19 protein-coding genes are annotated in these 22399 nt (G+C 47.3%); 5 read left to right on the top strand and 14 right to left on the bottom strand.

Features of this window, described 5'->3' with window-relative positions; genetic code table 11:
* Positions 1 to 27: 27 nt before the first annotated feature.
* A complete protein-coding gene (locus ABEA14_RS12645; RefSeq protein WP_345340376.1) occupies positions 28 to 1224 on the bottom strand; it encodes an acetate kinase in 1197 nt (398 codons plus the stop codon).
* A 312-nt stretch (positions 1225 to 1536) separates the two neighbouring features.
* Between ABEA14_RS12645 and yfbV the strand changes: the two genes are divergently transcribed.
* On the top strand, positions 1537 to 1980 hold the full coding sequence (yfbV, locus tag ABEA14_RS12640; protein WP_345340375.1) for a terminus macrodomain insulation protein YfbV: 444 nt from the start codon (positions 1537 to 1539) through the stop codon (positions 1978 to 1980).
* Between the two features lie 13 nt (positions 1981 to 1993).
* On the opposite strand, the gene ABEA14_RS12635 is transcribed toward yfbV, so the two are convergent.
* The 3 genes from ABEA14_RS12635 to pflB all read right to left on the bottom strand — a co-directional run bounded on the left by ABEA14_RS12635 (position 1994) and on the right by pflB (position 5798).
* Entirely contained in the window at positions 1994 to 2638 is a 645-nt protein-coding gene (locus ABEA14_RS12635) for an energy-coupling factor ABC transporter permease (protein WP_345340374.1), read from the bottom strand.
* 10 nt (positions 2639 to 2648) lie between these two features.
* Positions 2649 to 3392 (bottom strand): pyruvate formate lyase 1-activating protein, encoded by a 744-nt coding sequence (gene pflA / locus ABEA14_RS12630; protein ID WP_345340373.1) that lies wholly within the window; start codon positions 3390 to 3392, stop codon positions 2649 to 2651.
* A gap of 120 nt (positions 3393 to 3512) precedes the next feature.
* On the bottom strand, positions 3513 to 5798 hold the full coding sequence (gene pflB / locus ABEA14_RS12625; protein ID WP_345340372.1) for a formate C-acetyltransferase: 2286 nt from the start codon (positions 5796 to 5798) through the stop codon (positions 3513 to 3515).
* 734 nt (positions 5799 to 6532) lie between these two features.
* Between pflB and ABEA14_RS12620 the strand changes: the two genes are divergently transcribed.
* Positions 6533 to 8098, top strand: coding sequence for a DUF3360 family protein (locus ABEA14_RS12620; RefSeq protein ID WP_345340371.1), 1566 nt, complete (start codon positions 6533 to 6535; stop codon positions 8096 to 8098).
* A gap of 238 nt (positions 8099 to 8336) precedes the next feature.
* Positions 8337 to 8831, top strand: a complete 495-nt coding sequence (locus ABEA14_RS12615; RefSeq protein WP_345340370.1) for a glycine cleavage system transcriptional repressor — start codon at positions 8337 to 8339, stop codon at positions 8829 to 8831.
* Between the two features lie 97 nt (positions 8832 to 8928).
* On the opposite strand, the gene ABEA14_RS12610 is transcribed toward ABEA14_RS12615, so the two are convergent.
* The 3 genes from ABEA14_RS12610 to ABEA14_RS12600 all read right to left on the bottom strand — a co-directional run bounded on the left by ABEA14_RS12610 (position 8929) and on the right by ABEA14_RS12600 (position 11780).
* A complete protein-coding gene (locus tag ABEA14_RS12610; RefSeq protein ID WP_345340369.1) occupies positions 8929 to 9576 on the bottom strand; it encodes a Bax inhibitor-1 family protein in 648 nt (215 codons plus the stop codon).
* Between the two features lie 167 nt (positions 9577 to 9743).
* Complete coding sequence (gene xthA / locus ABEA14_RS12605) at positions 9744 to 10553, bottom strand: exodeoxyribonuclease III (RefSeq protein WP_345340368.1); 810 nt, start codon at positions 10551 to 10553, stop codon at positions 9744 to 9746.
* A 36-nt stretch (positions 10554 to 10589) separates the two neighbouring features.
* On the bottom strand, positions 10590 to 11780 hold the full coding sequence (locus tag ABEA14_RS12600; protein WP_345340367.1) for a GGDEF domain-containing protein: 1191 nt from the start codon (positions 11778 to 11780) through the stop codon (positions 10590 to 10592).
* Between the two features lie 166 nt (positions 11781 to 11946).
* Here ABEA14_RS12600 and ABEA14_RS12595 point away from each other — a divergent pair, with 166 nt between their 5' ends.
* Positions 11947 to 12342 (top strand): DUF6559 family protein, encoded by a 396-nt coding sequence (locus ABEA14_RS12595; RefSeq protein WP_345340366.1) that lies wholly within the window; start codon positions 11947 to 11949, stop codon positions 12340 to 12342.
* A 70-nt stretch (positions 12343 to 12412) separates the two neighbouring features.
* Here the strand turns inward: ABEA14_RS12595 and ABEA14_RS12590 are convergent, their stop codons facing one another.
* The 5 genes from ABEA14_RS12590 to ABEA14_RS12570 all read right to left on the bottom strand — a co-directional run bounded on the left by ABEA14_RS12590 (position 12413) and on the right by ABEA14_RS12570 (position 17270).
* The gene (locus tag ABEA14_RS12590; RefSeq protein ID WP_345340365.1) at positions 12413 to 13528 is read right to left on the bottom strand and encodes a pyridoxal-phosphate-dependent aminotransferase family protein; all 1116 of its coding nucleotides are present in this window, start codon (positions 13526 to 13528) and stop codon (positions 12413 to 12415) included.
* A 34-nt stretch (positions 13529 to 13562) separates the two neighbouring features.
* Positions 13563 to 13997 (bottom strand): acyl-CoA thioesterase, encoded by a 435-nt coding sequence (locus ABEA14_RS12585; RefSeq protein ID WP_345340364.1) that lies wholly within the window; start codon positions 13995 to 13997, stop codon positions 13563 to 13565.
* Between the two features lie 218 nt (positions 13998 to 14215).
* Complete coding sequence (locus tag ABEA14_RS12580) at positions 14216 to 15199, bottom strand: ion channel (RefSeq protein WP_345340363.1); 984 nt, start codon at positions 15197 to 15199, stop codon at positions 14216 to 14218.
* 63 nt (positions 15200 to 15262) lie between these two features.
* Positions 15263 to 15448, bottom strand: a complete 186-nt coding sequence (locus ABEA14_RS12575; protein ID WP_345340362.1) for a hypothetical protein — start codon at positions 15446 to 15448, stop codon at positions 15263 to 15265.
* Positions 15449 to 15638: 190 nt separating this feature from the next.
* Positions 15639 to 17270: a response regulator gene (locus ABEA14_RS12570; RefSeq protein ID WP_345340361.1), complete on the bottom strand. Its 1632-nt coding sequence runs from the start codon at positions 17268 to 17270 to the stop codon at positions 15639 to 15641.
* 154 nt (positions 17271 to 17424) lie between these two features.
* Here ABEA14_RS12570 and ABEA14_RS12565 point away from each other — a divergent pair, with 154 nt between their 5' ends.
* Complete coding sequence (locus ABEA14_RS12565) at positions 17425 to 17934, top strand: VC2046/SO_2500 family protein (protein ID WP_345340360.1); 510 nt, start codon at positions 17425 to 17427, stop codon at positions 17932 to 17934.
* A gap of 101 nt (positions 17935 to 18035) precedes the next feature.
* Here the strand turns inward: ABEA14_RS12565 and adhE are convergent, their stop codons facing one another.
* Positions 18036 to 20699: a bifunctional acetaldehyde-CoA/alcohol dehydrogenase gene (gene adhE, locus ABEA14_RS12560; protein ID WP_345340359.1), complete on the bottom strand. Its 2664-nt coding sequence runs from the start codon at positions 20697 to 20699 to the stop codon at positions 18036 to 18038.
* 356 nt (positions 20700 to 21055) lie between these two features.
* Positions 21056 to 22390 (bottom strand): anti-phage deoxyguanosine triphosphatase, encoded by a 1335-nt coding sequence (locus ABEA14_RS12555; RefSeq protein ID WP_345340358.1) that lies wholly within the window; start codon positions 22388 to 22390, stop codon positions 21056 to 21058.
* Positions 22391 to 22399 lie beyond the last annotated feature (9 nt).

The following is a 22399-nucleotide window of genomic DNA, read 5'->3' as shown; positions in this document are numbered from 1 at the left end:
GCCCCGCAGTCGCGGGGCCTAGTGGAATTACTTCGCTAAGCGAGCGCTGTCACGTGCGATAACCAACTCTTCATTGGTTGGTATCACCAGCGCTTTAATCCGGCTGTTTGGCGTAGTAATTTCGCCTTCGTTACCGAAACGCGCAGCCAGGTTGGCTTCTTCATCAACTTCGAAGCCAAGAACAGGCAACAGGTTTAGGGTGTCTTTACGAATATCAGCAGCGTTTTCGCCAATGCCGCCAGTAAACACTACAGCGTCAATGGAAGGTAGTGAAGCTGTATAGCTACCGATGTATTTTGCCAGGCGGTAATTAAATACGTTGTGTGCGCGGATTGCTTCAGGCTTACCTTCTTTCAAACCATCTTCAACGTAACGACAGTCGCTGGTAACTTCTGTCAGACCAAGCAAACCGCTCTGCTTGTGCAGCATGTTGTTTACTTCGTCTAATGTGTAGCCCGCGTTGTCTACCAAGTGGAAGATGATCGCAGGGTCGATGTCGCCAGAGCGCGTGCCCATCACCAAACCTTCAAGCGGGGTTAGTCCCATACTGGTATCAACACTCTTGCCGCCTTCAATGGCACATACAGAACCGCCATTGCCCAAGTGACAAACAATCACGTTGGTCTCTTCAACTGGCTTGCCAAGCATGCGGGCTGCTTCACGGCTAACAAAGTAGTGACTGGTGCCATGCATACCGTAACGGCGGATACCGTGTTGGCGATACATCTTATACGGCAGGGCGTAGAGGTAAGCTTCCTCCGGCATTGTCTGGTGGAATGCAGTATCAAAAACGGCTACCTGAGGCAGCGCGGGGAAGGCCGCCTGCGCGGCGCGAATGCCGATAAGGTGAGCTGGATTGTGCAATGGTGCCAAAGTTGCACAAGCTTCAATACCTTCCACGACTTGCTCATCAATTAAGATAGACTGCGTGAAGCGCTCGCCGCCGTGTACTACACGGTGACCGATGGCAACCAATTGTTCTGCAAGTCCTTGCTGCTCATTGATTCGAGCAACGATAAAATCCAAGGCTTCGCGATGAGCGGAGCCAGCGCCAAGCTTCTGCTCGCTTTTTTCACCGTTGAGTTTCCACTTGATGCGAGCGTCGGCAAGATTTAAGCATTCTGCCAAGCCCGAGAGAATTTCATCACCATTATCAGCATCGATGATGGCGAATTTTAAAGAAGAGCTACCGCAATTAAGAACGAGAACTAAGTTGGCACTCATAATAGTCTTTCAGCCTGAGTAAATAGTCGTGGGGGATGATCACACCGTACCTGCTTAAAAAACCCTCTAATAATAGAACATAAATGCTAGATCATCAGTGGGATAGCGATACGTCGTGTGGGCGCGCGAAATATAGCTTGTTTGTAAGAAAATTACAAAAAATCTGCGGTCTCGCTTTAATTTAGGTCAAGTTTTGGGGGGTAAGTGATCGTCAAATGACATCACCAAATATTCTGGTGGATAGATTCTCTCAATTTACGGTCATATGGAGTACACTTAATTTACTAATAGACACGTTCTCGGAGCTACTGAGTGACAAAATTTCCAGCGCTAATCTCTCAAGGACAGCGATACATGGATACGTGGCCGATTCGGCCAGAACTCTTTCGTCACTTCCCCGAGTTGCGAGTCATCCAGTTCACCCGTTGGTCGATTAAATGGTTGCCCGGGTTTGCCATCATGTTACCCGCGATACAAATACTACTTGTGGAGAGTGTTTTCCTGCCACAAATGATCGCGATAAGCGTATTGTTGTTATCAATACCGTTCCAAGGGCTAATGTGGCTGGGGCACAGGTCTTCTGAGCCCCTCCCGCCGGCGTTGAGTTCATGGTATCGCGATATTCACGCCAGAATGGATGCAGAGGGCTGCCAGGTTGCACCAGCAAAAGCGCGTCCAATATTTATGGACATGGGTAGACTCTTAAAACAAGCCTTCAAGCAGTTGGAAGAGTCCAGGCTGCAGCGACTGTTTTAATCAGAGAAGTCTTTTAGTCCTTTCCCTCATTGAGATAGATGCGGTCGTCGTAGGTCTTTAGCCAATGCGGCTTGTAGACGGCCAAAAGTGTTATCGCCATTCCGTTAAGCAACCCTTCTGGGAACATTAGAAGGGGAGTCACGTTCAGATAGGTTAGCTGGCTTTGCCAGTCCCCACCAGTTATCCATATAAATGCCAGGTACTGGGCTATCAATGTCAATAGAATCGCCAATGCCCCGGTAATGAAGCCATTCACCAACAAATATATGAACAAGTGTCTGGGCAGGAATTTTTGACTGAGAAGCAGGGATGCTCTGGAAAAAGTGACTGGAATAATGCCCCAGATAACGAAGCTCAAACCCCAACTATTTAAACCGGCTCCAGTGGTCAGAAGAAAGATAAGGATGACCAGCGCTAAGCTCATCAATGCCAACCTGGCGCCAAGCAAAAGTGTTAGCGTAGTTGCGCACAGAAAATGAATAGTGAGCAGGGGATGTGGGGTGTATTTGAGAGACCAAATCAGCGCTACGATTGCCGTAGCACCGAAGAAAAGGTGCTGATAAAGCGGTACTGACGAGAGACGGGAGGCGAGAGTCAGAGGTCGGCACGTCACCAAAGCAACGATGCTGATTATGGTGGCGAATAAGGTTACCGACATCTTTCACTGCTTAATACATGACGTTATGACCGTAACTGGCAATAACCTCTTTGATGGCTTCCATCGTCTCTTTGGACGGTGGTTTCACATCCTCAAGGTCGTACTTTTCGCCCATCGCTTCCCACTTGTGCTTGCCAAGTTCGTGATAGGGGAGAAGTTCTACTTTCTCAATATTCTTCATATCTTTGATGAAGTTACCTAGTGCATGCGCCGATTCGATATCGTCGGTGTAGCCGCCAACGACTACGTACCGCAACCATACGGGCTGGTTTTTCTCTGCAAGGTACTCGGCGAATTGCAGAGTTCGCTTATTACTCACCTTGGTCAAATCGATGTGTTTCTGATCATCGATCTGTTTGATATCCAGTAACACCAAGTCTGAGACATCAATAAGTTCATGAATATCGTCGTTGTAAACACGAACAAAGCCGTTAGTGTCTAAACAGGTATGAATTCCTTCAGCTCTACAGGCCTTGAAAAGCTCTTTGACAAACTTGGCTTGAAGGATCGCCTCACCACCGCTGGCTGTTACACCACCGCCGCTGGCAGTAATGAAGTGGCGGTAACTCTGAAGGTCGTTCATTAGGTCTTCAACGGTTACCTCTTTGCCACCATCGAGATCCCAGGTATCACGGTTATGACAGTACTTGCAGCGCATCAGGCAGCCCTGCATGAAGACGATAAAACGAATACCAGGCCCGTCGACAGTGCCACAGGATTCCGTTGAGTGGATTCGACCAATAATGTCAGACATAAATTCTCCAAAAATAAGGGCCTTGTGTATCAAATACGCAAGGCCCTACATTTATACCGTATTTTTCAGCGCGTTACACATACGCTGCGGTTGTCCGGCAAGGCCAGGCAACCTGCAGTTTTACAGTGACGCAGTGAATGTACGGGTGATTACGTCTTGTTGCTGCTCTTTAGTCAAAGAGTTGAAGCGAACAGCGTAACCTGACACACGAATAGTCAGCTGAGGATATTTCTCAGGGTTTTCCATTGCGTCGAGCAACATTTCACGGTTCATCACGTTAACGTTCAGGTGCTGACCGCCTTCAATGTTGGCTTCGTGATGGAAGTAACCATCCATCAGGCCTGCAAGGTTTGACTTACGTGTGTTGTCATCTTTACCCAGCGCATTTGGCACGATAGAGAAAGTGTAGCTGATGCCGTCTTTCGCGTAAGCAAATGGCAGTTTGGCTACAGAAGTCAGTGATGCAACAGCACCTTTCTCGTCACGACCGTGCATTGGGTTTGCGCCAGGCGCAAACGGTGCACCAGCTGGGCGACCATCAGGTGTGTTACCAGTCTTCTTACCGTATACAACATTAGAAGTAATGGTCAGAACTGACTGAGTTGGGATTGCGTCGCGATAAGTAGAAAGCTTCTGAATCTTCTTCATGAAGCGCTCAACCAGGTCACATGCGATCTCATCAACACGAGCGTCGTTGTTACCAAATTTAGGGAAGTCGCCAACTGTTTCGAAATCAACAGCGATGCCATCTTCGTCGCGTACTGGCTTAACTTTGGCGTACTTGATTGCCGCCAGTGAGTCAGCAGTGATTGACAGACCTGCGATACCACACGCCATAGTACGACGAACGTCACGATCGTGCAGTGCCATCAGGGCTGCTTCGTAGCTGTACTTGTCGTGCATGTAGTGGATGCAGTTCAGTGCAGCAACGTACTGCTTAGCGAGCCAATCCATGAAGTGGTCCAGACGATCCATTACTGTATCGAAGTCGAGGAGTTCGTCAGTGATTGGTGCTTCTTTAGGACCGATTTGAAGTTTCAGCTTCTCGTCGATACCGCCGTTGATTGCGTACAGAAGCGTCTTGGCCAGGTTTGCACGAGCGCCGAAGAACTGCATGTGCTTACCAATGATCATTGGGCTAACACAGCACGCGATACCGTAGTCGTCAGACTCGAAGTCAGGACGCATCAGGTCATCGTTTTCGTACTGGATTGAAGAAGTGTCAATTGAAACCTTGGCACAGTACTTCTTGAAGTTTTCAGGCAGTTGCTCTGACCAAAGTACGGTAGTGTTTGGCTCAGGGCTTGGACCCATGGTGTACAGGGTGTTCAGGAAACGGAAGCTGGTTTTAGCAACCAGAGGGCGACCGTCAAGACCCATACCACCGATTGACTCAGTTGCCCAGATAGGGTCACCAGAGAACAGATCATCGTACTCAGGAGTACGCAGGAAGCGAACCATACGCAGCTTCATTACGAAGTGGTCGATCATTTCCTGAGCTTGTTCTTCAGTGATCGTGCCAGCAGCAAGGTCACGCTCGATATATACGTCCAAGAAGGTAGATACACGGCCCAGGCTCATTGCCGCGCCGTTTTGGCTCTTAACTGCAGCCAGGTAACCGAAGTAGGTCCACTGGATAGCTTCTTGAGCCGTTTCAGCTGGGCGGCTGATATCACAACCGTACTTGGCTGCCATCTCTTTCATTTGGCCCAGGGCTCGGTGCTGCTCAGAGATCTCTTCGCGGAGACGGATAGAACGCTCCAGCGCTGCTGGATCTTCTGCGTTGTACATATCGTCTTCAAGACTGATGTGCTGCTTAACCTTGTCTTTCATCAGACGGTCAATACCGTACAGAGCAACGCGGCGGTAGTCACCAATGATACGACCACGGCCATATGCATCAGGCAAACCAGTGATTACGCCAGACTTACGGCAGTTACGGATGTCAGCAGTGTAAACATCGAAAACACCCTGGTTGTGGGTCTTACGATAGTCGCTGAAGATTTTGTTTACTGTAGGGTCAAGCTCGCGACCGTAAACTTTGCACGATTGCTCAACCATGCGGATACCACCGTTACAGATGATAGCGCGCTTGAGAGGCTTGTCAGTTTGAAGACCAACGATAGTTTCCAGGTCTTTGTTGATGTAGCCAGCATCGTGAGAAGTGATAGTGGCTGGGTTATCGGTATCGAAGTCAACAGGTGCGTGAGTGCTGTTTTCCTGCTTAATACCTTCCATAACCTGTTCCCAAAGCTTGTTCGTTGCTTCGGTCGCGCCGGCTAGAAAGCTTTCGTCGCCTTCATACGGGGTATAGTTCTTTTGGATGAAGTCTCGAACGTTTACTTCAGTTTGCCAATCGCCGGGCTGAAACCCTTCCCAAGCATTTACTGAATTTGACTCTGGCATTACGTTTCCCCTTGTCACACGTGACATGAAATTAAGACCACTTTATTAAGCTGGTGCCTTGTCCACCTTATGGCCGATGCACCTGCTCAAAGAATAGCGTGTCTGCCTTAGTTCATCTGATTTTTTTTGTCTGCGGAGGTTCCTGAAAAAGCCAAAATTCAGGCAAGGAAACTACTCACATTCAATAAATCAGATCAACCGAAAAAATCCTGTTATCACAATCCCCTGAGTAGCTATGTCAAGCTACCTAGGGAAGCAGTAATTGACAACGACATCTTACCAGTCAAGCTTGTCTCATAATTGATCTGGATCAGTTTTCCTGGGTTTTTGTAATAAAATTACATAAGTGGTGAGGAGTTGCTTAAGTTGCTGAAATATAACATTAAAAAATGACTGGAATAAGTCTTCGTAGGATGTGCGCTGTAAAAACATTCCAGTTTTTAGTGGTGTTAGCTAGCTAAGTGATTAGAGTTGTTATTGTTTTGTGAATCGTTACTGTGATTTCACATACAGTTTTCAGGGTTAAAGCCCCTTTACAGCCTGTTTAAATGTAAACAGCAGTTAAATAAATATGATCCGTATCAACTTACTGCAATGAAAAAAAACTACACTTTGCAGCCAAAGTTGAAAGGCTGGCGTTTCGAGTAAAAAATAGCCAATACCAGTTATTGATTGCACGATGCACGCTAACATCAGCACCGAATTTATAATCATCAGAGGAAGCCAACGTCGCTATGGGTACCCATCAAGAGATTGATCCGGTAAAGCCGGGCAACGCTGACGCAACAGAAGAGCGCAGCTACAGCGAATTGCATCGCCCAAGTAGTGAGTTTGATAGTCGTTCAGATTATCTGGATCATGAACTTCAGATCATGAAACCACGCCGCTACGGCCTGAACTTGCCAGGGCGCGATTTCCGCTTTGAGCTTGAAGATCTGGTACCTGCGATTGCAGGTACCATTGGTATTATCGCGATGTATTCTGCGGTAATGATGGCATGGGCTGCTGGCCTTACTGAAAAGTGGGATCACGTAAACCTGGACGTTGCATGGGCAATTGAAGTGGCCCGTGTAGAGATGATCATCCCCGCATTCCTCTTCTGTATTCTTGCATCAGGGTTTATCAACCCTCGTGCAAACCTCGCCGGAAACCATGGCCCGATGATCCCGATGATCTTCCTGATCGCCATGGCAGGGGCCCATCCATTGGCCCTGGCAATCCTTATTGGTGTGTTTGGACTTATCTTGAGTGCGATCAAAGGTGGTTCTCGTTTAGTGAACCTCACCAGTGAAGGAGTCGCGGGTGGCCTTCTGGTCTTCCTCGGTTTCACCGGTTCAATGAGCCAGATTAACTCGCTTATTGGTTGGGCTAGTGGCCTAAGCAATGAGGCAGAAGGGGTAGCTGCTGGTGATATGGGCTATGTCGCTCTGATCGTCTTGGCAATCACCGTCGTTGTTTATGCTGTACTCGCTAAATTGGGCAAGCGCTGGCTGGCAATTCCTCTTTGTGCTGTAACAGGCTTCGTTGTCGCTATGGTTTCAGGCGCCGGCTTTGACCTGACGTTCACTACTGAGCCAGGGTTGCCAAACCTGAACCCAGTTTACTGGTGGGGCTCTACAGAGACCGGATGGCAACTTGGCTTACCTAATATGCAGCACTTTATTGCATCACTGCCGTTTGCCATTTTGGCGGTTGCTATGTGGTCTCCAGATTTCCTTGGTCACCGAATCTTCCAGGAACTTAACTATCCGAAGAAGACTGAAAAAGTACTGATGGACGTAGATGACACTATGACCATGTGTTCTGTTCGTCAGATGGTTGGTACTGCCGTTGGTGGTGGTAACATCACATCAAGCTGGGGTACATACATGATCCCTGCTGCTATCGCTAAGCGTCCAATCCCTGCAGGTGCAATCCTGCTGGGTGCTCTGGTGATGGTTATCGCTATCGTGGGTTACCCAATGGATGCGGCTGTATGGCCTCCTGTCATGCGAGTAGCGCTTTTGGTTGGTGTTGCACTGCCGCTACTTGAAGCAGGTATGCAGATGATTAAAGATGCCAAAGACTCTCAGTCAGCTGGTATCTGTGTATTCGCTGCGATGGTGACCAACCCTGTATTGGCTTGGGCACTGACCATGCTGTTAGATAACAATGGCCTGATTGGTGATAAAGAGCGTCCGAAGAAGCTGAGCAAGCTGGACCGAGTTATCATTCCTACGGTTGTTCTGATTATCTGTCTGGCGGCAATGCTTGCGGTAGGTATGTTGGAGCCTAAGTTTGGTATTCCAGCGCTGCTGTAGTACGTAACTTAACAATATAATTCAAAAAAAAGGTCGTCTGCGTGAAGTAGGCGACCTTTTTTATTGGCCGCAGGCAAATCTAATCGACTTCATGATCTAGCACAGACATCTAGATCTGCTGCTTGAAATTAAACCGCTAATTTCAGTGCATTTTGCGCTGGAGTGTTACACTTAGTGCGTACCCGTTATTTAGGCAGTGTTATTCGCAACTGCCTGTTTTTCCTGAGGAGGAGCCATCATGAGTGCGCAATTTATGGTGAGTATTATGGGGCCTGAGCGCTTTGGTTTACTTAAGCAGTTGGCTGAGAAAACACACGCTCTGGGTGGTCGTTGGCTTGATAGCAAAACAAATCATCTGGGAGGTCAGTTTTCTGGCCTATTGAAAGTTGAAGTTCCAATTGAGAATGCGCCGGCACTTAAAGCAGAGTTGAGTGAACTCGAGGGATATCTGGTAAACATTAACGAGGTCGCTAACACCGATGCGGGCGCAACACTTAATGTAAGTTACGACGCAAATGACAGACCGGGTTTAGTAAGTGATATAACTCATGTGCTAACTGATCAAGGCGTTCAGGTAGAACATATGGAATGTCATCGTGTTGGTGTTGCGGAACTCGGTACTAACATTTTTACCGCGCAAATGAAGCTTCGTTTACCCAACGATATGGAGCCGGCGATGGTTACCGCCGAGCTGGAATCTTTAGATAGTGATGCCGTGGTAAATCTTAATTAGAGAGCATGGTACGCGCACCAAGTAGTAGGCTCACGTGTTGATAAAAAAAGCCTGGCGATTGCCAGGCTTTTTAGTGTTCGAAAGACAAGGTTAGAAATTAATCGTCGCCGCCACCGAAGATATGCAGGAAGAACATAAAGATGTTGTAGATACCTACAAAGATTGTCAGGGAGGCAGAAACATAACTGGTTTCACCGCCTCGGATAACCGACTGCAACACCATCATGATCGCCAAGCCTGAGAAAGCAGCAATAGCTCCTGAGAGGGCGAGTGCGATTAAGCTACTACCCATGAAAATGTTTAATACCACACCACCGATAATGACCCAGAAAGCAATGCTCATCAGGCCACCAAAAACACTCAAGTCCTTCTTGGTGGTTGTTGCGTAGAGGGCAAGTCCAAACATGGATAAGCCAGTCATTGCCAGCGCCATGAATACTGCGTCAGGTTTTACCGCCAGATAAAGACTGATCAATGGGCCACTTGCGTAGCCCAGCAGGCCTGCAGCGGCCAGGGCGCAGAAAAAGCCAGTCATGCTGTAACGGTTTTTCTCTACCAGGAAGGAGAGGCCGTAAAAGCCAACAAGAAAAATGATCCAGTGAACAGGGGGCAGGGCAAACATAGTCGCTATGACGCCTGCTGCGGCTGCAGTTGCAAACTGCAAACCAACCATAATAAAGGTGTTTTTCAACACCTTATTCTGTTCCTTGATAATACCTTCAGAGGTTGAAGAAACAACGTTCATAACGTTTCCTTTTATTTTGTTGCCAATGGCACGCTTACCGCGAGCATTAAAACGGGTTTCTGATTTTGTCTGACCACTATCTTAGCGTCTGGTTCCCCCAGCACAAGCCAAATGGAACCGAAAGTTTTGGATATGTCCACACAAAATCAGTGGGTTAGCACTGTGGCCTAAAGCGCGAACACACTCCAAATAGGAGCGTGATCTGACGGCTTTTCAATGCCTCTCAGTTCATAATCGATGTCAGATTCCTTCAATTTGTCCACCAAGGGAGCCGTGGCTAGAATGACGTCAATTCGGAGACCGCGATTGTCATCGAATCCACGTGAGCGGTAGTCAAACCAGCTGTACTTTCCTTCAACCTCAGGGGTCAGATGACGGAATGTATCGGTAAAGCCCCATGCTTTCAGGCGAGCCAGCCACTCCCGCTCTTCAGGGAGAAAGCTGCATTTGCCAGTTTTCAGCCAACGTTTGGCATTGTTTTCACCAATGCCAATATCCAGGTCTATTGGTGATATGTTGATATCCCCCATGACGACAAGCTGATCACCCGGTTGGTGTGTTTGTTCCAGATAATTTTGAAGATCTTGGTAGAACTTCTCTTTGTATGGAAACTTTATGGGATGGTCACGGCTCTCCCCCTGAGGAAAGTAGCCATTCATCACGTGCAGTATCGAACCATCATCAAGCTCAAAGCTCGCTTTTATCATGCGTTTTTGTGCTTCGTCATCGTCAGTTGGGAAGCCTTTTTCAACCGAAACGGGCTTCTGCTTACTAAGCATTGCCACACCGTAGTGTGCTTTCTGGCCAAAAAACTCGACGTGATAACCCAGTTCCTGAACTGCTTCCAGTGGAAAAGCATCATCATGCACTTTCGTTTCCTGCAGGCCAATGATGTCTGGCTGGTGCTTCTCAATAAGCGCAGCTAATTGATGAATTCTGGCTCTTAGGCCATTGATATTGAAACTAACTATTTTCATAAGGTTTTATCTGTTAGCACGAGTTGGATTAAAAGCTCAGGTTATGGAAGAGTCCAAGTTTAAATCTTGCTTAAGTGAAGGATCCAGCGAAAAGTCGTAGGCACACTTATTACGCCCGGCCTCCTTAGCTTTGTAAAGTGACTGATCAGCGCGTCGTAAGGCTGAATCAAGGTTGTCTCCACTGCAGAAAAGTGTGGCGCCAATCGACACGGTAAGTGGTGCCGAAAGCTCAAGCTCTGAGAAGCGGTATTGTTCAATAGATGTTCGCATCTTCTCACACTGTTCCATGGTTGATTTGAGCGCCGCATTTGGCAGGAGTACGACAAACTCTTCGCCGCCGAATCTCGCTAATATGGTTTCATCTGGTAAAGCTACACGCAGTTCTCTTGCGATTTGCTTTAGGGCTCGGTCCCCTTTGTGATGCCCATACTGGTCATTAATACACTTGAAGTGGTCAACATCCACCAGGCAAACAGCAAAGCTGTTTTCATCTACGTATTGCTGTTTAACCATTGAGTGGGCTTGCTGACGGAAGTAATGGCGATTACCAATCCCGGTTAATTCATCTGTATTGGCCATTAACTCCATTTTCGCCAAAGCCTGTTCCAACTCCTGGTTAGCCTCTTTGATCAACGCGTTTTGTTGCTGGATTTTGATTGAGGACTTTCGAACTTTTTCTCTTACATGGGTCATGTAACCAGCAATAGCGCAGAGCCAGACCAGCACTGCAGAAAGAATCACCCATTGCAATAGATTCACCTGTAAGTTGAATCCTGGTGTTTGCCTTACCCAGTCAAACAATATCACCCACCCATATGCAGCAGCTATTAAAAATGCGATGAGTACGGTTTGGGCTCGATTCAATGTGAAGAAACTAAACATGGTTATAAACAGGTAAACCATAAGAAAGGCGCCACGGAGTTCCTGTGTATGAAAAATAAAGAAGCTGCTCCAACCTATGGCTGCGAGCATTTGCAGTCGGGTCAGGACAGAATCTTCGATGTTGTTGTTAGCACCAAATCGATAGAGAAAATACATGCCAACAATAAAGAAAGAAATGATACCGGTGCTCCAGACCAGCACCGGCGTTGATATCTCTGCTAACTCGAAAGCAGTGGCAATCCATGCCAAAGATATTCCAACAACATAGGCTGATGCCGACAGAAGGAATCGTTCAGTGAGTGCGCGCTGCTTGTTACCCGCTGGAAAAATAGAAAATCTGGTCATTAAATATCCACAAGGCGAACTGAATATGCGCCAACCGAACATGCTAAAGGGGTTTTACAAAATCGCAACAACGAGAGCTTTAACATTCTGAAATGGCAAATATATTTGAACCGCGTCACAAAAATGCTAGTATGCGGGTCCAAATCGCTATTTGAATGGATGTTTTATGGCCCTTTTTAGTTTGTTTTCTGCACGAAAACAGCTGATCAAGGTTATCACCCTTGTGTCTCCATATCTTCGAGCATGCTACGGAGATAGAAACAGCTACTCCATTGACCAAGTAAACATTGGGTTGGATCGTTGTGGATTGTTGGGTGATAAGGCAGCGGAGCAGGCATATGCCATCTTCGTAGAGGAAAAGGAATTTAATGCGTGGGTTAGAGCGAAACAGCTTTCTTTAAGTTACCAGCGTATACGTCGTCAAATCAGAGAAAGGCTAAACCTTTCCCCTGAGCAGGCGCTGACAACGCAGTATCTATACCAATATGCAAATGAGTTCGGACCGAGAGGTGCTAACTGGGATAGCCAGTGGAAACTTCCTTGGCCGCAACGTCGCCGGTAATCTTACGGAATACAAAAAAGGTTGAGTGAAAACTCAACCTTTTTTGTATTTATGGCTATTGCCAATTGGATTAAAGGAGTGCTCGTAATGCGCCCAAGAGCAGCGTGATATTTTCACGCCTTGCGCCATATCCCATCAAGCCTATACGCCAAGCTTTGCCTGCCAGCTCTCCAAGGCCTGCGCCAATTTCAATGTTGTAATCATTAAGTAACGCCGTCCGTATCTCCGCGTCACTGGCGGTCGAAGGAATGTACACGGCATTTAATTGTGGCAGTCGTTCATCTTCAGGAACGATAAACTCGATACCCAGGTCGGTTAGTCCTTGTTTTAATAGATTATGCATTAGCAAATGGCGATGCCACGACTGTTCCAGCCCCTCATTCAGAAGTTGGCATAGCGACTCATGCAGAGCGTAAAGGCCATTAACCGGAGCGGTATGGTGATATGAACGCTTGCCTTCTCCCGCCCAATAGTCCATGACCAGTGACTGGTCCAAAAACCAACTCTGGACTTTGGTTTTGCGCTGTTTGATCACTTCAACAGCGGCAGGGCTGAAGCTCACGGGAGACAGGCCTGGCACACATGAAAGACATTTCTGGCTGCCGGAATAGATCGCGTCTATGCCCCAGTCATCGACCCTTAACTCGATACCCCCCAGAGATGTTACTGCGTCAACGATGGTTAAGCAGCCATATTGTTTAGCGAGTGAACACAACGATTTTATGTCCGAACATGCTCCAGTTGAGGTCTCGGCATGCACAGCGGCAACAAATTTGACGTCAGGGTTTGCTTTAAGCGCTTCCTCAACTTTGTCAATTGATACTGCGCGCCCCCATGGGGCGTCAACGACTACGGCCGTCGCGCCGCAACGTTCAACGTTTTCCAGCATCCGGCCACCAAATACGCCGTTACGACACACGATGACCTTGTCTCCTGGCTCGAGAAGGTTAACAAAACAGGTCTCCATACCTGCAGAACCAGGCGCAGAAACCGCCAGGGTCATTTCGTTGGAGGTCAAAAAAGCTTTTTGAAGCATGGTTTTGACTTCGTCCATCATACCAATAAAGAGAGGATCCAAATGGCCAATGGTTGGGCGTGAAAGAGCGGATAATACATTTGGTGAAATATCTGATGGGCCGGGTCCCAGCAGTGTTCTTTTAGGCGGTGTAAAGCTGTTAAACGTCATGCCTGATTTCCTCAGTTCTATTCATCTTTAAGATTTACAGCTGATTGCCGGCATCAGCCTCTGCTCGTTTGATTGCGTCTACCAAGGGGGTGGGGATGGTGTCCTTTTGGCCCGAGGCTACATTAAAAGCAACAACTACTGCCTCACCAACAGCCGCGACACGCTGATGTTTTTCACTGAACACCTGATACTCCATGGTAAATCTGTCGCAGGAGATATCTGTGATACGCGCTCCGATAGCGATGTCATCGGGGTAGGTTAACGGGACTTTGTATCGGCACTGGGTTGAGCCAAGAACTGGAGCAAGCTTTTGAGATTGCATTGTTGGCATCAGGTCTAACGAGGTAAAGTACGCAATGCGCGCATTCTCGAAGTATTTGAAATAAATAGTATTGTTGACGTGGTTTAACGCATCCATTTCTCCCCAGGCAACAGATGTGTTTATGACAATAGGAAAGTTTTTAAGCATAGAAGTATTGTTGTTTTTATGGTCTGGTACGACCAGTCTAGAGGCTGTTGGAAGGAAATGCCAGTAACACAGTGTTCCGGCCCTGTTGTAAAGAGCAGGGCAAAAGAGGGACTAACTTAATTCGCTATTGGCTGGTTTATGCGTGTTTAACATTTGCGTGTTAACAAAACAGCTTTTTAATGAGACTTAATTTGCCTCTTTAAAACAGGGGGGAGGTATTAACGGGTCATCTTTTTTACAAAGACCACCACGAACAATGCGATAGTGAAGCTACCCGTAAATGCCTCAAAAGCCGCAATAAACCTTGCTAATCCGACCGGTGCGATATCCCCATATCCAAGTGTGGTAAATGTGACAACACTAAAGTAGAGGCAGGCCAACGCGCTCCTAACATCTTCCATGCCCAGTGTTTCAGGCGTAAACATCAATAGTTGTCCCTGATGAGTAATTCCCAGCATGAAGTAAGCGAGTGCACAGACAACAATAAAACACATGGCAAATAGTACGACATTGAAGGGGCGCTCGCCGTAGCCACAAAACAGGTCAATGCCTTTGGAAAGTGCTCGTTGGAAAGAGGGTTTTGGCATTTGATAGCGGCGCATAGTGAGTTCTTTGTGCAGGCAGTATCCTGCCATTTCAAATAGGCCCTGGCTGTCTGCCGCTTTTCTTAAGTCTCTGTAGACTTCTTCTGCTTGCTGAAAATTATCGACCGCCTCCGGTTTACGTCCTTGCTTCCAAAGCTTTCTACCGCGCTTTTCCTGGAGTAACTGCTTGCCTAGCTGAACATTATCCAACCGGGCATTTTTTAGCTTTACGCCGAGTAGATTGCAGTTTGTAAGGTTTGCACAGTGGAGGTTGGCACCTCTCAAATCGGCTTTCATCAAACTGCTGTTGGAAAGATCTACGGAAAATAGATGGGCGTTTACCAGCGATGCGCGGTAGAAGTCGCTACCTCTGAGGTCAAAGCCTTTGTGCTCGCCTCGGTTGACTAAGTCTATTTGGTCTAAGCGAGTGCGTTTAAGTTGTAATCCTTGGCTGACTGGCGCTTGCCTGACAAACTTCTCCAGCGCATTTTTAATTTCCAAGCCTGACTTGTCTGTATTTGGATCATGCCAAAAACAGTAGCCATTACTTAACGCATCCTCTTCACACTGCTTGGATCCTGCGCCAACAAAGCCGCATTGTGTTTTCTTTTCAGACATAGGGTCAGTGTTTTATAAGTCACTGACCCTAGTATAGATTATGGTTGGAATGGGGAAGGGTAGTTATTCAGTAGTGTCTGCTTCAGCCGCTATCTTTTTCCGATCTTCCAAGGTGCAGATATTGCCACCTTCGAAATTGTCGCGGTAATAACGAAACTCGACACACTCCTGTTGGTACTGGTCCTCTAAAGCGCCGCGTACCTGAAGGCTCTTGCTGGTGGATATCTTTCTCTGAAGATCCTTACACATTTTCTCTTGTGCGATAACTTCTTCGATGTTTTCACACCCATTCGTTGTCGAACAGCCAGAGAATATCGCCAAGGAAGAAAACGCGAGAAACAAAGACGAAAAAGTTTTGACTGTAAACTGCATAGAAAGTTCAATCTTGATGTTTTTCGTTAGTGTATACGCTTGCAGATACAAATGAGAAACAGAATTTCTATTTTTGCATCATCTTGTTGTAGGTTTGTTTAAGGTCGCTGTATCGAGTTTTGTGCTGCTTGGGTAGTTGTACACCATCGAGCAAGCGGAACACTTCCTTACACTCACTAAGCGTTGCTTGCGGTTTTTTATCATTCCGACATTGTTGCAGCATAGATTGGATCAAGTTTAGCGCAGCACCTGTATTGGTTGGAGCTAAACTCAGTGCCGTTCTAAAGGCTTTCGCAGCCGCTGAATAGTCACCGTTATCGTACGCATTAGAACCATCAAGGTAGCACTGTCTGAACTGCGCAACACGCTCGTGCTGCTCTTCATCTTTCTGAAAATTTTCCAAAGCAGTAGCGGCAAAATTCCCCAATTCCTTTTCGTTATTCATTCGGTTTGCAGTCTGCATCATCTCCTCAAACTCACCAATCCTGCCTAACGTAATCAAACTCTCTCCCAGAAACTCCTTTGGAATACCCTCTACGCCTAAGTCGGAGAATGGCTTGACCGCCTGATAGTAGGATTTCTTTGCCTTAATCAGCTCACCTTTGTTTGCTTCAAGCTTGGCCTGGCATAAACCCTCAAAGGTTGCGAAGTCGAAGTCACCATACAAGTTGTCTTGTTTTGCTCGGTGTAAACAGTTCATCGCTTCGTGATGGAATTTATGTCGTTTAGGGGCTTCTTCTGCGCTCTCTGACGCTTCAAAGGTGTTCCGGACATAGTTAAGTAAGTGCTCTATATCATGATGAAGAGAGCGCTTACTTAACTCATAGATGTTTTGATACGTTTCTTGCGCTAAGGTTTTTTCGCCGACCTCTTTTGCGATAGTGGCAATTTGTTGTTGACGCTCAATTGAGTATGGAGAGATATCCGCTGCGTCTTGCAGTGATTGAAGTGCAAGTGCTGGTTCGGATAGCCCATACAGTGCTTTGGCTTTTAGGTCATGAGCATCCAACAGCTGAGGGTGCACAACAAGAAGCTCTTCAAGAAGCTCTTTTGCTTCTTCAAAACGAGACATGCCGATTAAGCTGCGGGCTAGTGCGACTTTTGCCCACGAGATATCTCTTTCGGCAAGTAGCGACTTCAGGAATTTCTCCGACTCCTCATATTGACCGGTTTTACAAAACAGTTCCGCCAGCAGGTTCTTGCAGTGGGCGCTGTACTTGCCGCCAGTTGTGATGAGTTTGTGGCAGGCTTCGATTGCCCCCTTATCGTCCTGATCGGCCAGCTTGGTGAGAATCGGCTGCATTGCCTGGCGCTTGTGATAGGCGCGCTCGATACGAGAACTAAGTTGGCGCTGAGAGAAGGGCTTCATTATGTAATCATCGGGCTGGTTTTCAATGGCGCCTAACACCATTGCACGACTGTTTTCGCCGGTGACAATAATGAAAATAGCTTCCGTGGTGATCAGGGATTTTGCGCGCAGCTCTTCCAGCAGTTGCCGCCCATTTTTCTTGTTCATACCTAAGTTGTAGTCGACAAGCAGCAAGTCGAAGTCATGATCGTTACATATCTTGACTGCTTGCTCGCCACTCTCACACATATCTATGCTGGTATAACCAATATTGTTCAGCATGCCTTTCAGCATGACCTGAAATGAACGTTGGTCATCAACAACCAGCACGCGTGAATTGTTTAGTTTCAAACTAACTCCCTGAGTTACCGCGTTTTAACTCCTGCGTGAATATAGCATAGCGACATGGTGCAGTAAGGGGCATGGATCACCGCAAAACTAAATTTGATTAAAGATTTTATGGAGCTTGCCGACAACTAGTTAACAAAGTGAAACGGGTAGAATTGTGCAGTCCAATCAGGTCAATTCAACATGGGTAGTAAACGAGCTGGAGCTTGGTCAATCGCTGAATTATGCGATAGCCAGTAGCGATAGTGCTAAGTTTTCCCTTCTGTTGGCAATGCTCTCTGATGACGTAACGGATCAGCCGCAATTCTCGTTTGCTAATACTCAACAAAGAGAAGCCGATGCAACCGATGCTTCGCTGCGGCGTGCACTTCAACTTACTCCCCCCAAACCGCTTTACGCTGATGACGCTATCGACGAAAAACTTGGCTTGTATCATCAGTTACGTAAAGCAGAAGCTTCATTGGCGGATCTAAGGTTAGCTGACGCATTAATGCCACAGCCGCTTGTAGGCAAGTCTGAAAATGATGATGGTATATCTGCTGACATTAAAGCTATCTTGCCGCATTGGAAACAAAACCCAGCAAAGCCTACTGAAAGAACATATCCTGCTGACGAGCCAATGATATCCCTGCTCAATCAGCTGCACTCAAAGCCCGTCGCAGCGTAAACAGTCCCAGCGAAGTTGGCTTATGTACAAGCAGCTTTGTTTTAAAAAATTAATAAAAAAGCCCGCATTAAGCGGGCTTTTTTATTCTTAGCGGCTGCTAATTACTTTTTCTTAGCAGGTGCTTTCTTAGCTTTTTGAGATTTAGCTAAGGCATCAGCACTGTCTTCGCCTTCTTGGTACGGACGGCCGTAGAAAGAATCGATAAGAACTTGCTTCAGTTCGCTGATCAGAGGGTAGCGTGGGTTCGCACCAGTACACTGGTCGTCGAACGCATCAACTGCAAGCTGGTCAACTTTGGCCATGAAGGCTGCTTCATCAACACCAGCGTCTTGGATAGACAGTGGGATGTTCAGCTCAACTTTCAGTTCTTCCAACCAAGTCAGCAGGTTGTTAACTTTCTCTTCGGTGTTCTTACCACCCAGACCCAAGTGGTCAGCCACTTCAGCGTAGCGAGCACGTGCCTTAGGACGGTCGTACTGAGAGAACGCAGTTTGCTTGGTAGGCGTGTTTGTCGCGTTAAAGCGAACAGTGTTAGCCAGAAGCAGGGCGTTTGCCAGACCATGAGGAATGTGGAACTCAGCACCCAGTTTGTGAGCCATTGAGTGACACACACCCAGGAAAGAGTTCGCAAACGCGATACCAGCGATAGTCGCGGCGTTGTGAACCTTCTCACGGGCAACAGCGTCAGCCTTGCCGTTCTTATAAGAGCTAGGCAGGTAGTGCTGAAGCAGCTTAAGTGCTTGCAGAGCCTGACCATCAGAGTATTCGTTAGCCAGTACAGATACATAAGCTTCCATTGCGTGAGTTACAGCGTCATAACCACCGAACGCACACAGAGACTTAGGCATATCCATAACCAGGTTGGCGTCAACAACTGCCATGTTAGGCGTCAGCTCGTAGTCAGCCAGAGGGTACTTCTGACCAGTCTGGTCATCGGTAACAACAGCGAACGGAGTAACTTCTGAACCTGTACCTGAAGTGGTAGTGATACATACCAGCTCAGCTTTGGTACCCATCTTAGGGAACTTGTAGATACGCTTACGGATATCCATAAAGCGCATAGACAGGTCAGCGAAGTCAGTTTCTGGGTGCTCGTACATTACCCACATGATCTTCGCAGCGTCCATTGGAGAACCACCGCCCACAGCCAGAATTACGTCAGGCTGGTAAGTGCGACAAACGTCAGCACCTTTGTTTACAACGCTCAGTGTAGGATCCGCTTCTACTTCGTAGAATACTTCAACTTCCATGCCCTTATCTTTAAGGATGGCACGCAGGTCATCAACATAACCGTTGTTGAACAGGAAGCTATCGGTAACGATCAGAGCACGTTTCTTGCCGTCCAGATCGTCCATAGCGATTGGCAGAGAGCCACGACGGAAGTAGATAGACTTAGGTAGTTTATGCCACAACATGTTTTCAGCTCGCTTAGCAACAACTTTCTTGTTAATCAGGTGCTTAGGACCTACGTTTTCAGAGATGGCGTTACCACCCCAAGAACCACAACCCAGGGTCAGTGAAGGCGCAAGGTCGAAGTTGTAAAGGTCACCAATACCACCGTGAGAAGAAGGCGTATTCACCAGAATACGTGCAGTCTTCATCTTGTCGCCGAAGTAGTTGATACGATCAGCGTTTGCGTCTTGGTCTGTGTAAAGCACTGAAGTGTGGCCTACACCGCCGATGTCGAGAACGATAGCTGCCTGACGAACCGCATCTTCGAAGTCTTTCGCTTTGTAAACACCCAGAGTAGGAGACAGTTTCTCGTGAGAGAATTCGTCATCGTAAGATGCTTCCAGGCCTTCACCGATAAGGATCTTAGTTGCCTTAGGAACAGTTACGCCTGCCAGTTCAGCAATCTTGTATGCTGGCTGACCTACGATCTTGGCGTTCAGAGCACCGTCGATCATCAGTACTTTACGTACCTTGTTTGCATCTGCTTTAGAAAGTACAGCTGCGCCGTACTTAGCGAAACGCTCGATAACTTCGTCGTACTTAGACTCAACGATGATTGCTGCCTGCTCAGAAGCACAGATAACACCGTTGTCGAAAGTCTTAGACATAAGGATTGAAGAAACAGCACGCTTAACGTCAGCAGTTTCGTCGATAACAACTGGTGTGTTACCAGCACCAACACCGATTGCAGGCTTACCTGAAGAGTAAGCAGCTTTAACCATGCCTGGACCACCGGTCGCAAGGATCATAGCGATGTCGTCGTGCTTCATCAGACCGTTAGACAGTTCAACTGAAGGCTGGTCAATCCAACCAATGATGTCTTTTGGTGCGCCAGCTGCAACAGCCGCGTCCAGAACCAATTTCGCTGCGTAGTTAGTTGCGTCTTTCGCACGAGGGTGTGGAGAGAAGATACAACCGTTACGCGTCTTCAACGAGATAAGCGCTTTAAAGATAGCGGTTGAAGTTGGGTTAGTCGTAGGAACAATCGCACATACGATACCTACTGGCTCTGCGATAGTGATGGTACCTGCTTCGTCATTGCTTTCGATAACGCCGCAAGTTTTGTCATCTTTATACTTGTTGTAGATGAATTCAGAAGCAAAGTGGTTTTTGATCACTTTGTCTTCCATGATGCCCATGCCTGACTCTTCTGCAGCCATTTTAGCCAGCTCGATACGAGCTGTTGAAGCGGCCAAAGATGCAGCGCGGAAGATTTTATCAACCTGCTCTTGTGAGTATGTGGCGAAAATGCGTTGTGCCTTTTTAACGCGTTCTACCAGAGCATTAAGCTCTTCGATATTGGTGACAGGCATTTGCTATGTCTCCTGGTGAGATGTGAAATTTATTAAACAGACCAACAGCTTACTAACAAGTTTCGTAGCTTAGCGAGTTGTTGAGTATAGTCCAGCTTTAGCTGATTTCCGGTTCGTCTGTTTAATAAATTTCTTTGGTCGGTGGGGAGTATAGATGCCTCCTTAGAGGTACGCTTGATGTGGATCAAATGTAATTTAATTACATAAATGAAAGTTTTACATCTCGTTTATGGCGATAGTGTGATTAGGGTCGAAATCTTTCGAGTTGAAGCCTGGGGCAATGAAATATTGCTAGATTTATAAGCGGTTACGACACTGATTATCTTCTCATTGTGTTTGTATTCAGCGGATCCCTTTTATAAGTCGTGCTGGCTGTTTATTGACCCTGCTTGTGGCAGAAACAAGGTTTGATATAACCGGTTTGCCGAAGCATCTGTCATGCCAGAGATATGGTCCGCAATGACTCTACATGCGGCGGATTCTCCAAGTTGATCGAATGCTGCTTGCCAATCTGTTTGAACGGTTCTGGGCAACAGCCGCGTAGGTTCTGCATGAAACGCTTCAAACAGGGACATGACGATCCGTTGCCCCTTAAATTCAAGCAACTGAAGTTCAGGCTTTCGTATTACGAAGTCGTATACAAAAGATTTAAACAGTCCCAGCGCTTTGGCTAGTGCTTCAGGAAGTACCGCTTGATAATCCAAAAGCGGTGAGTGAAAAGACCGCGACCGCTTTAATTCGATGGATGAGATAAGCAGGTTTACCAGGCTACCTATGGCATCTTTTCTATCGTACTGGTGTTGACTGAATAAATGGCTCGATAACTTATCCAGGTTTTTCTTGAACCAGACATGATTCAGGTCCCGAAGCGGAAGCACGACATGCTGCTCCCAGTCATCTCGCTGGACGATGCCCATGACTACTGCATCTTCCATGTCATGGATGCCGTAGGCGATATCGTCCGCTAACTCCATTATCGAGCAGTCCATCGATTTGTAGCGCGTTTTTCCGTGTTTATCGCTTTGTTGGTTGTAGCTGGTGAAGCGTGTTTGGTCCTCTGATGTGAGAGGGGAGAGAACCCAATCTAATAACTCGGTATCACAATCATATATGCCTTTTGGCGGATGCCATTCAGAGGGCCTGATCTGCGCTTTGACCTGCGCGTTGTCCGGATATTGTTTGTGGCTGAGGGTATCCAGCGTTTGCGGATACTTGAGTACACCCAATAATGTTCGTCGGCAGAGGTTCATACCGTGTTCGGGCGTATAAGGCTCAAGTTTGGCCAAAATGCGAAAGGTTTGCGCATTGCCTTCAAAACCGCCGTGCTTAGCCATCATGCAGTTAAGTGCCACTTCTCCGCCGTGGCCAAAGGGAGGATGACCTAAGTCATGTGCAAAACAGATCGATTCAATAAGTGGATCGCTGTCCAGCAAAGAGGCCTGCTCTGGGAACTTTAACACCAACTGAGCTCGAATGCCGGCACCTATCTGTGCTGCTTCCAGCGAGTGGGTTAAACGCGTTCGATAGAAATCATTCATACCGACGCCCAACACCTGAGTCTTGGCCTGTAAGCGCCTGAAAGCTGCAGAGTGGAGGATGCGTGCGCGGTCTCTTTGATAGGGAGTTCTATGGTCGCTTTGGCGTGCCTTGGTTTCAGTCAGTCTTCTGTCTTTACAAGCCAAATCTTCCATTAACCATAC

It is taken from the genome of Corallincola platygyrae, from assembly GCF_039544265.1.
Taxonomy (GTDB): domain Bacteria; phylum Pseudomonadota; class Gammaproteobacteria; order Enterobacterales; family Neiellaceae; genus Corallincola; species Corallincola platygyrae.
This window is presented reverse-complemented; position numbering and strand designations above follow the sequence as displayed.

Bases quoted from the DNA above. Each gene is read 5' to 3' on its own strand.
- ABEA14_RS12645 (WP_345340376.1), bottom strand. From the start codon at position 1,224: ATGAGTGCCAACTTAGTTCTCGTTCTTAATTGCGGTAGCTCTTCTTTA.
- ABEA14_RS12635 (WP_345340374.1), bottom strand. From the start codon at position 2,638: ATGTCGGTAACCTTATTCGCCACCATAATCAGCATCGTTGCTTTGGTG.
- pflA (WP_345340373.1), bottom strand. From the start codon at position 3,392: ATGTCTGACATTATTGGTCGAATCCACTCAACGGAATCCTGTGGCACT.
- pflB (WP_345340372.1), bottom strand. From the start codon at position 5,798: ATGCCAGAGTCAAATTCAGTAAATGCTTGGGAAGGGTTTCAGCCCGGC.
- ABEA14_RS12620 (WP_345340371.1), top strand. From the start codon at position 6,533: ATGGGTACCCATCAAGAGATTGATCCGGTAAAGCCGGGCAACGCTGAC.
- ABEA14_RS12615 (WP_345340370.1), top strand. From the start codon at position 8,337: ATGAGTGCGCAATTTATGGTGAGTATTATGGGGCCTGAGCGCTTTGGT.
- ABEA14_RS12610 (WP_345340369.1), bottom strand. From the start codon at position 9,576: ATGAACGTTGTTTCTTCAACCTCTGAAGGTATTATCAAGGAACAGAAT.
- xthA (WP_345340368.1), bottom strand. From the start codon at position 10,553: ATGAAAATAGTTAGTTTCAATATCAATGGCCTAAGAGCCAGAATTCAT.
- ABEA14_RS12600 (WP_345340367.1), bottom strand. From the start codon at position 11,780: ATGACCAGATTTTCTATTTTTCCAGCGGGTAACAAGCAGCGCGCACTC.
- ABEA14_RS12595 (WP_345340366.1), top strand. From the start codon at position 11,947: ATGGCCCTTTTTAGTTTGTTTTCTGCACGAAAACAGCTGATCAAGGTT.
- ABEA14_RS12590 (WP_345340365.1), bottom strand. From the start codon at position 13,528: ATGACGTTTAACAGCTTTACACCGCCTAAAAGAACACTGCTGGGACCC.
- ABEA14_RS12585 (WP_345340364.1), bottom strand. From the start codon at position 13,997: ATGCTTAAAAACTTTCCTATTGTCATAAACACATCTGTTGCCTGGGGA.
- ABEA14_RS12580 (WP_345340363.1), bottom strand. From the start codon at position 15,199: ATGTCTGAAAAGAAAACACAATGCGGCTTTGTTGGCGCAGGATCCAAG.
- ABEA14_RS12575 (WP_345340362.1), bottom strand. From the start codon at position 15,448: ATGTGTAAGGATCTTCAGAGAAAGATATCCACCAGCAAGAGCCTTCAG.
- adhE (WP_345340359.1), bottom strand. From the start codon at position 20,699: ATGCCTGTCACCAATATCGAAGAGCTTAATGCTCTGGTAGAACGCGTT.
- ABEA14_RS12555 (WP_345340358.1), bottom strand. From the start codon at position 22,390: ATGGAAGATTTGGCTTGTAAAGACAGAAGACTGACTGAAACCAAGGCA.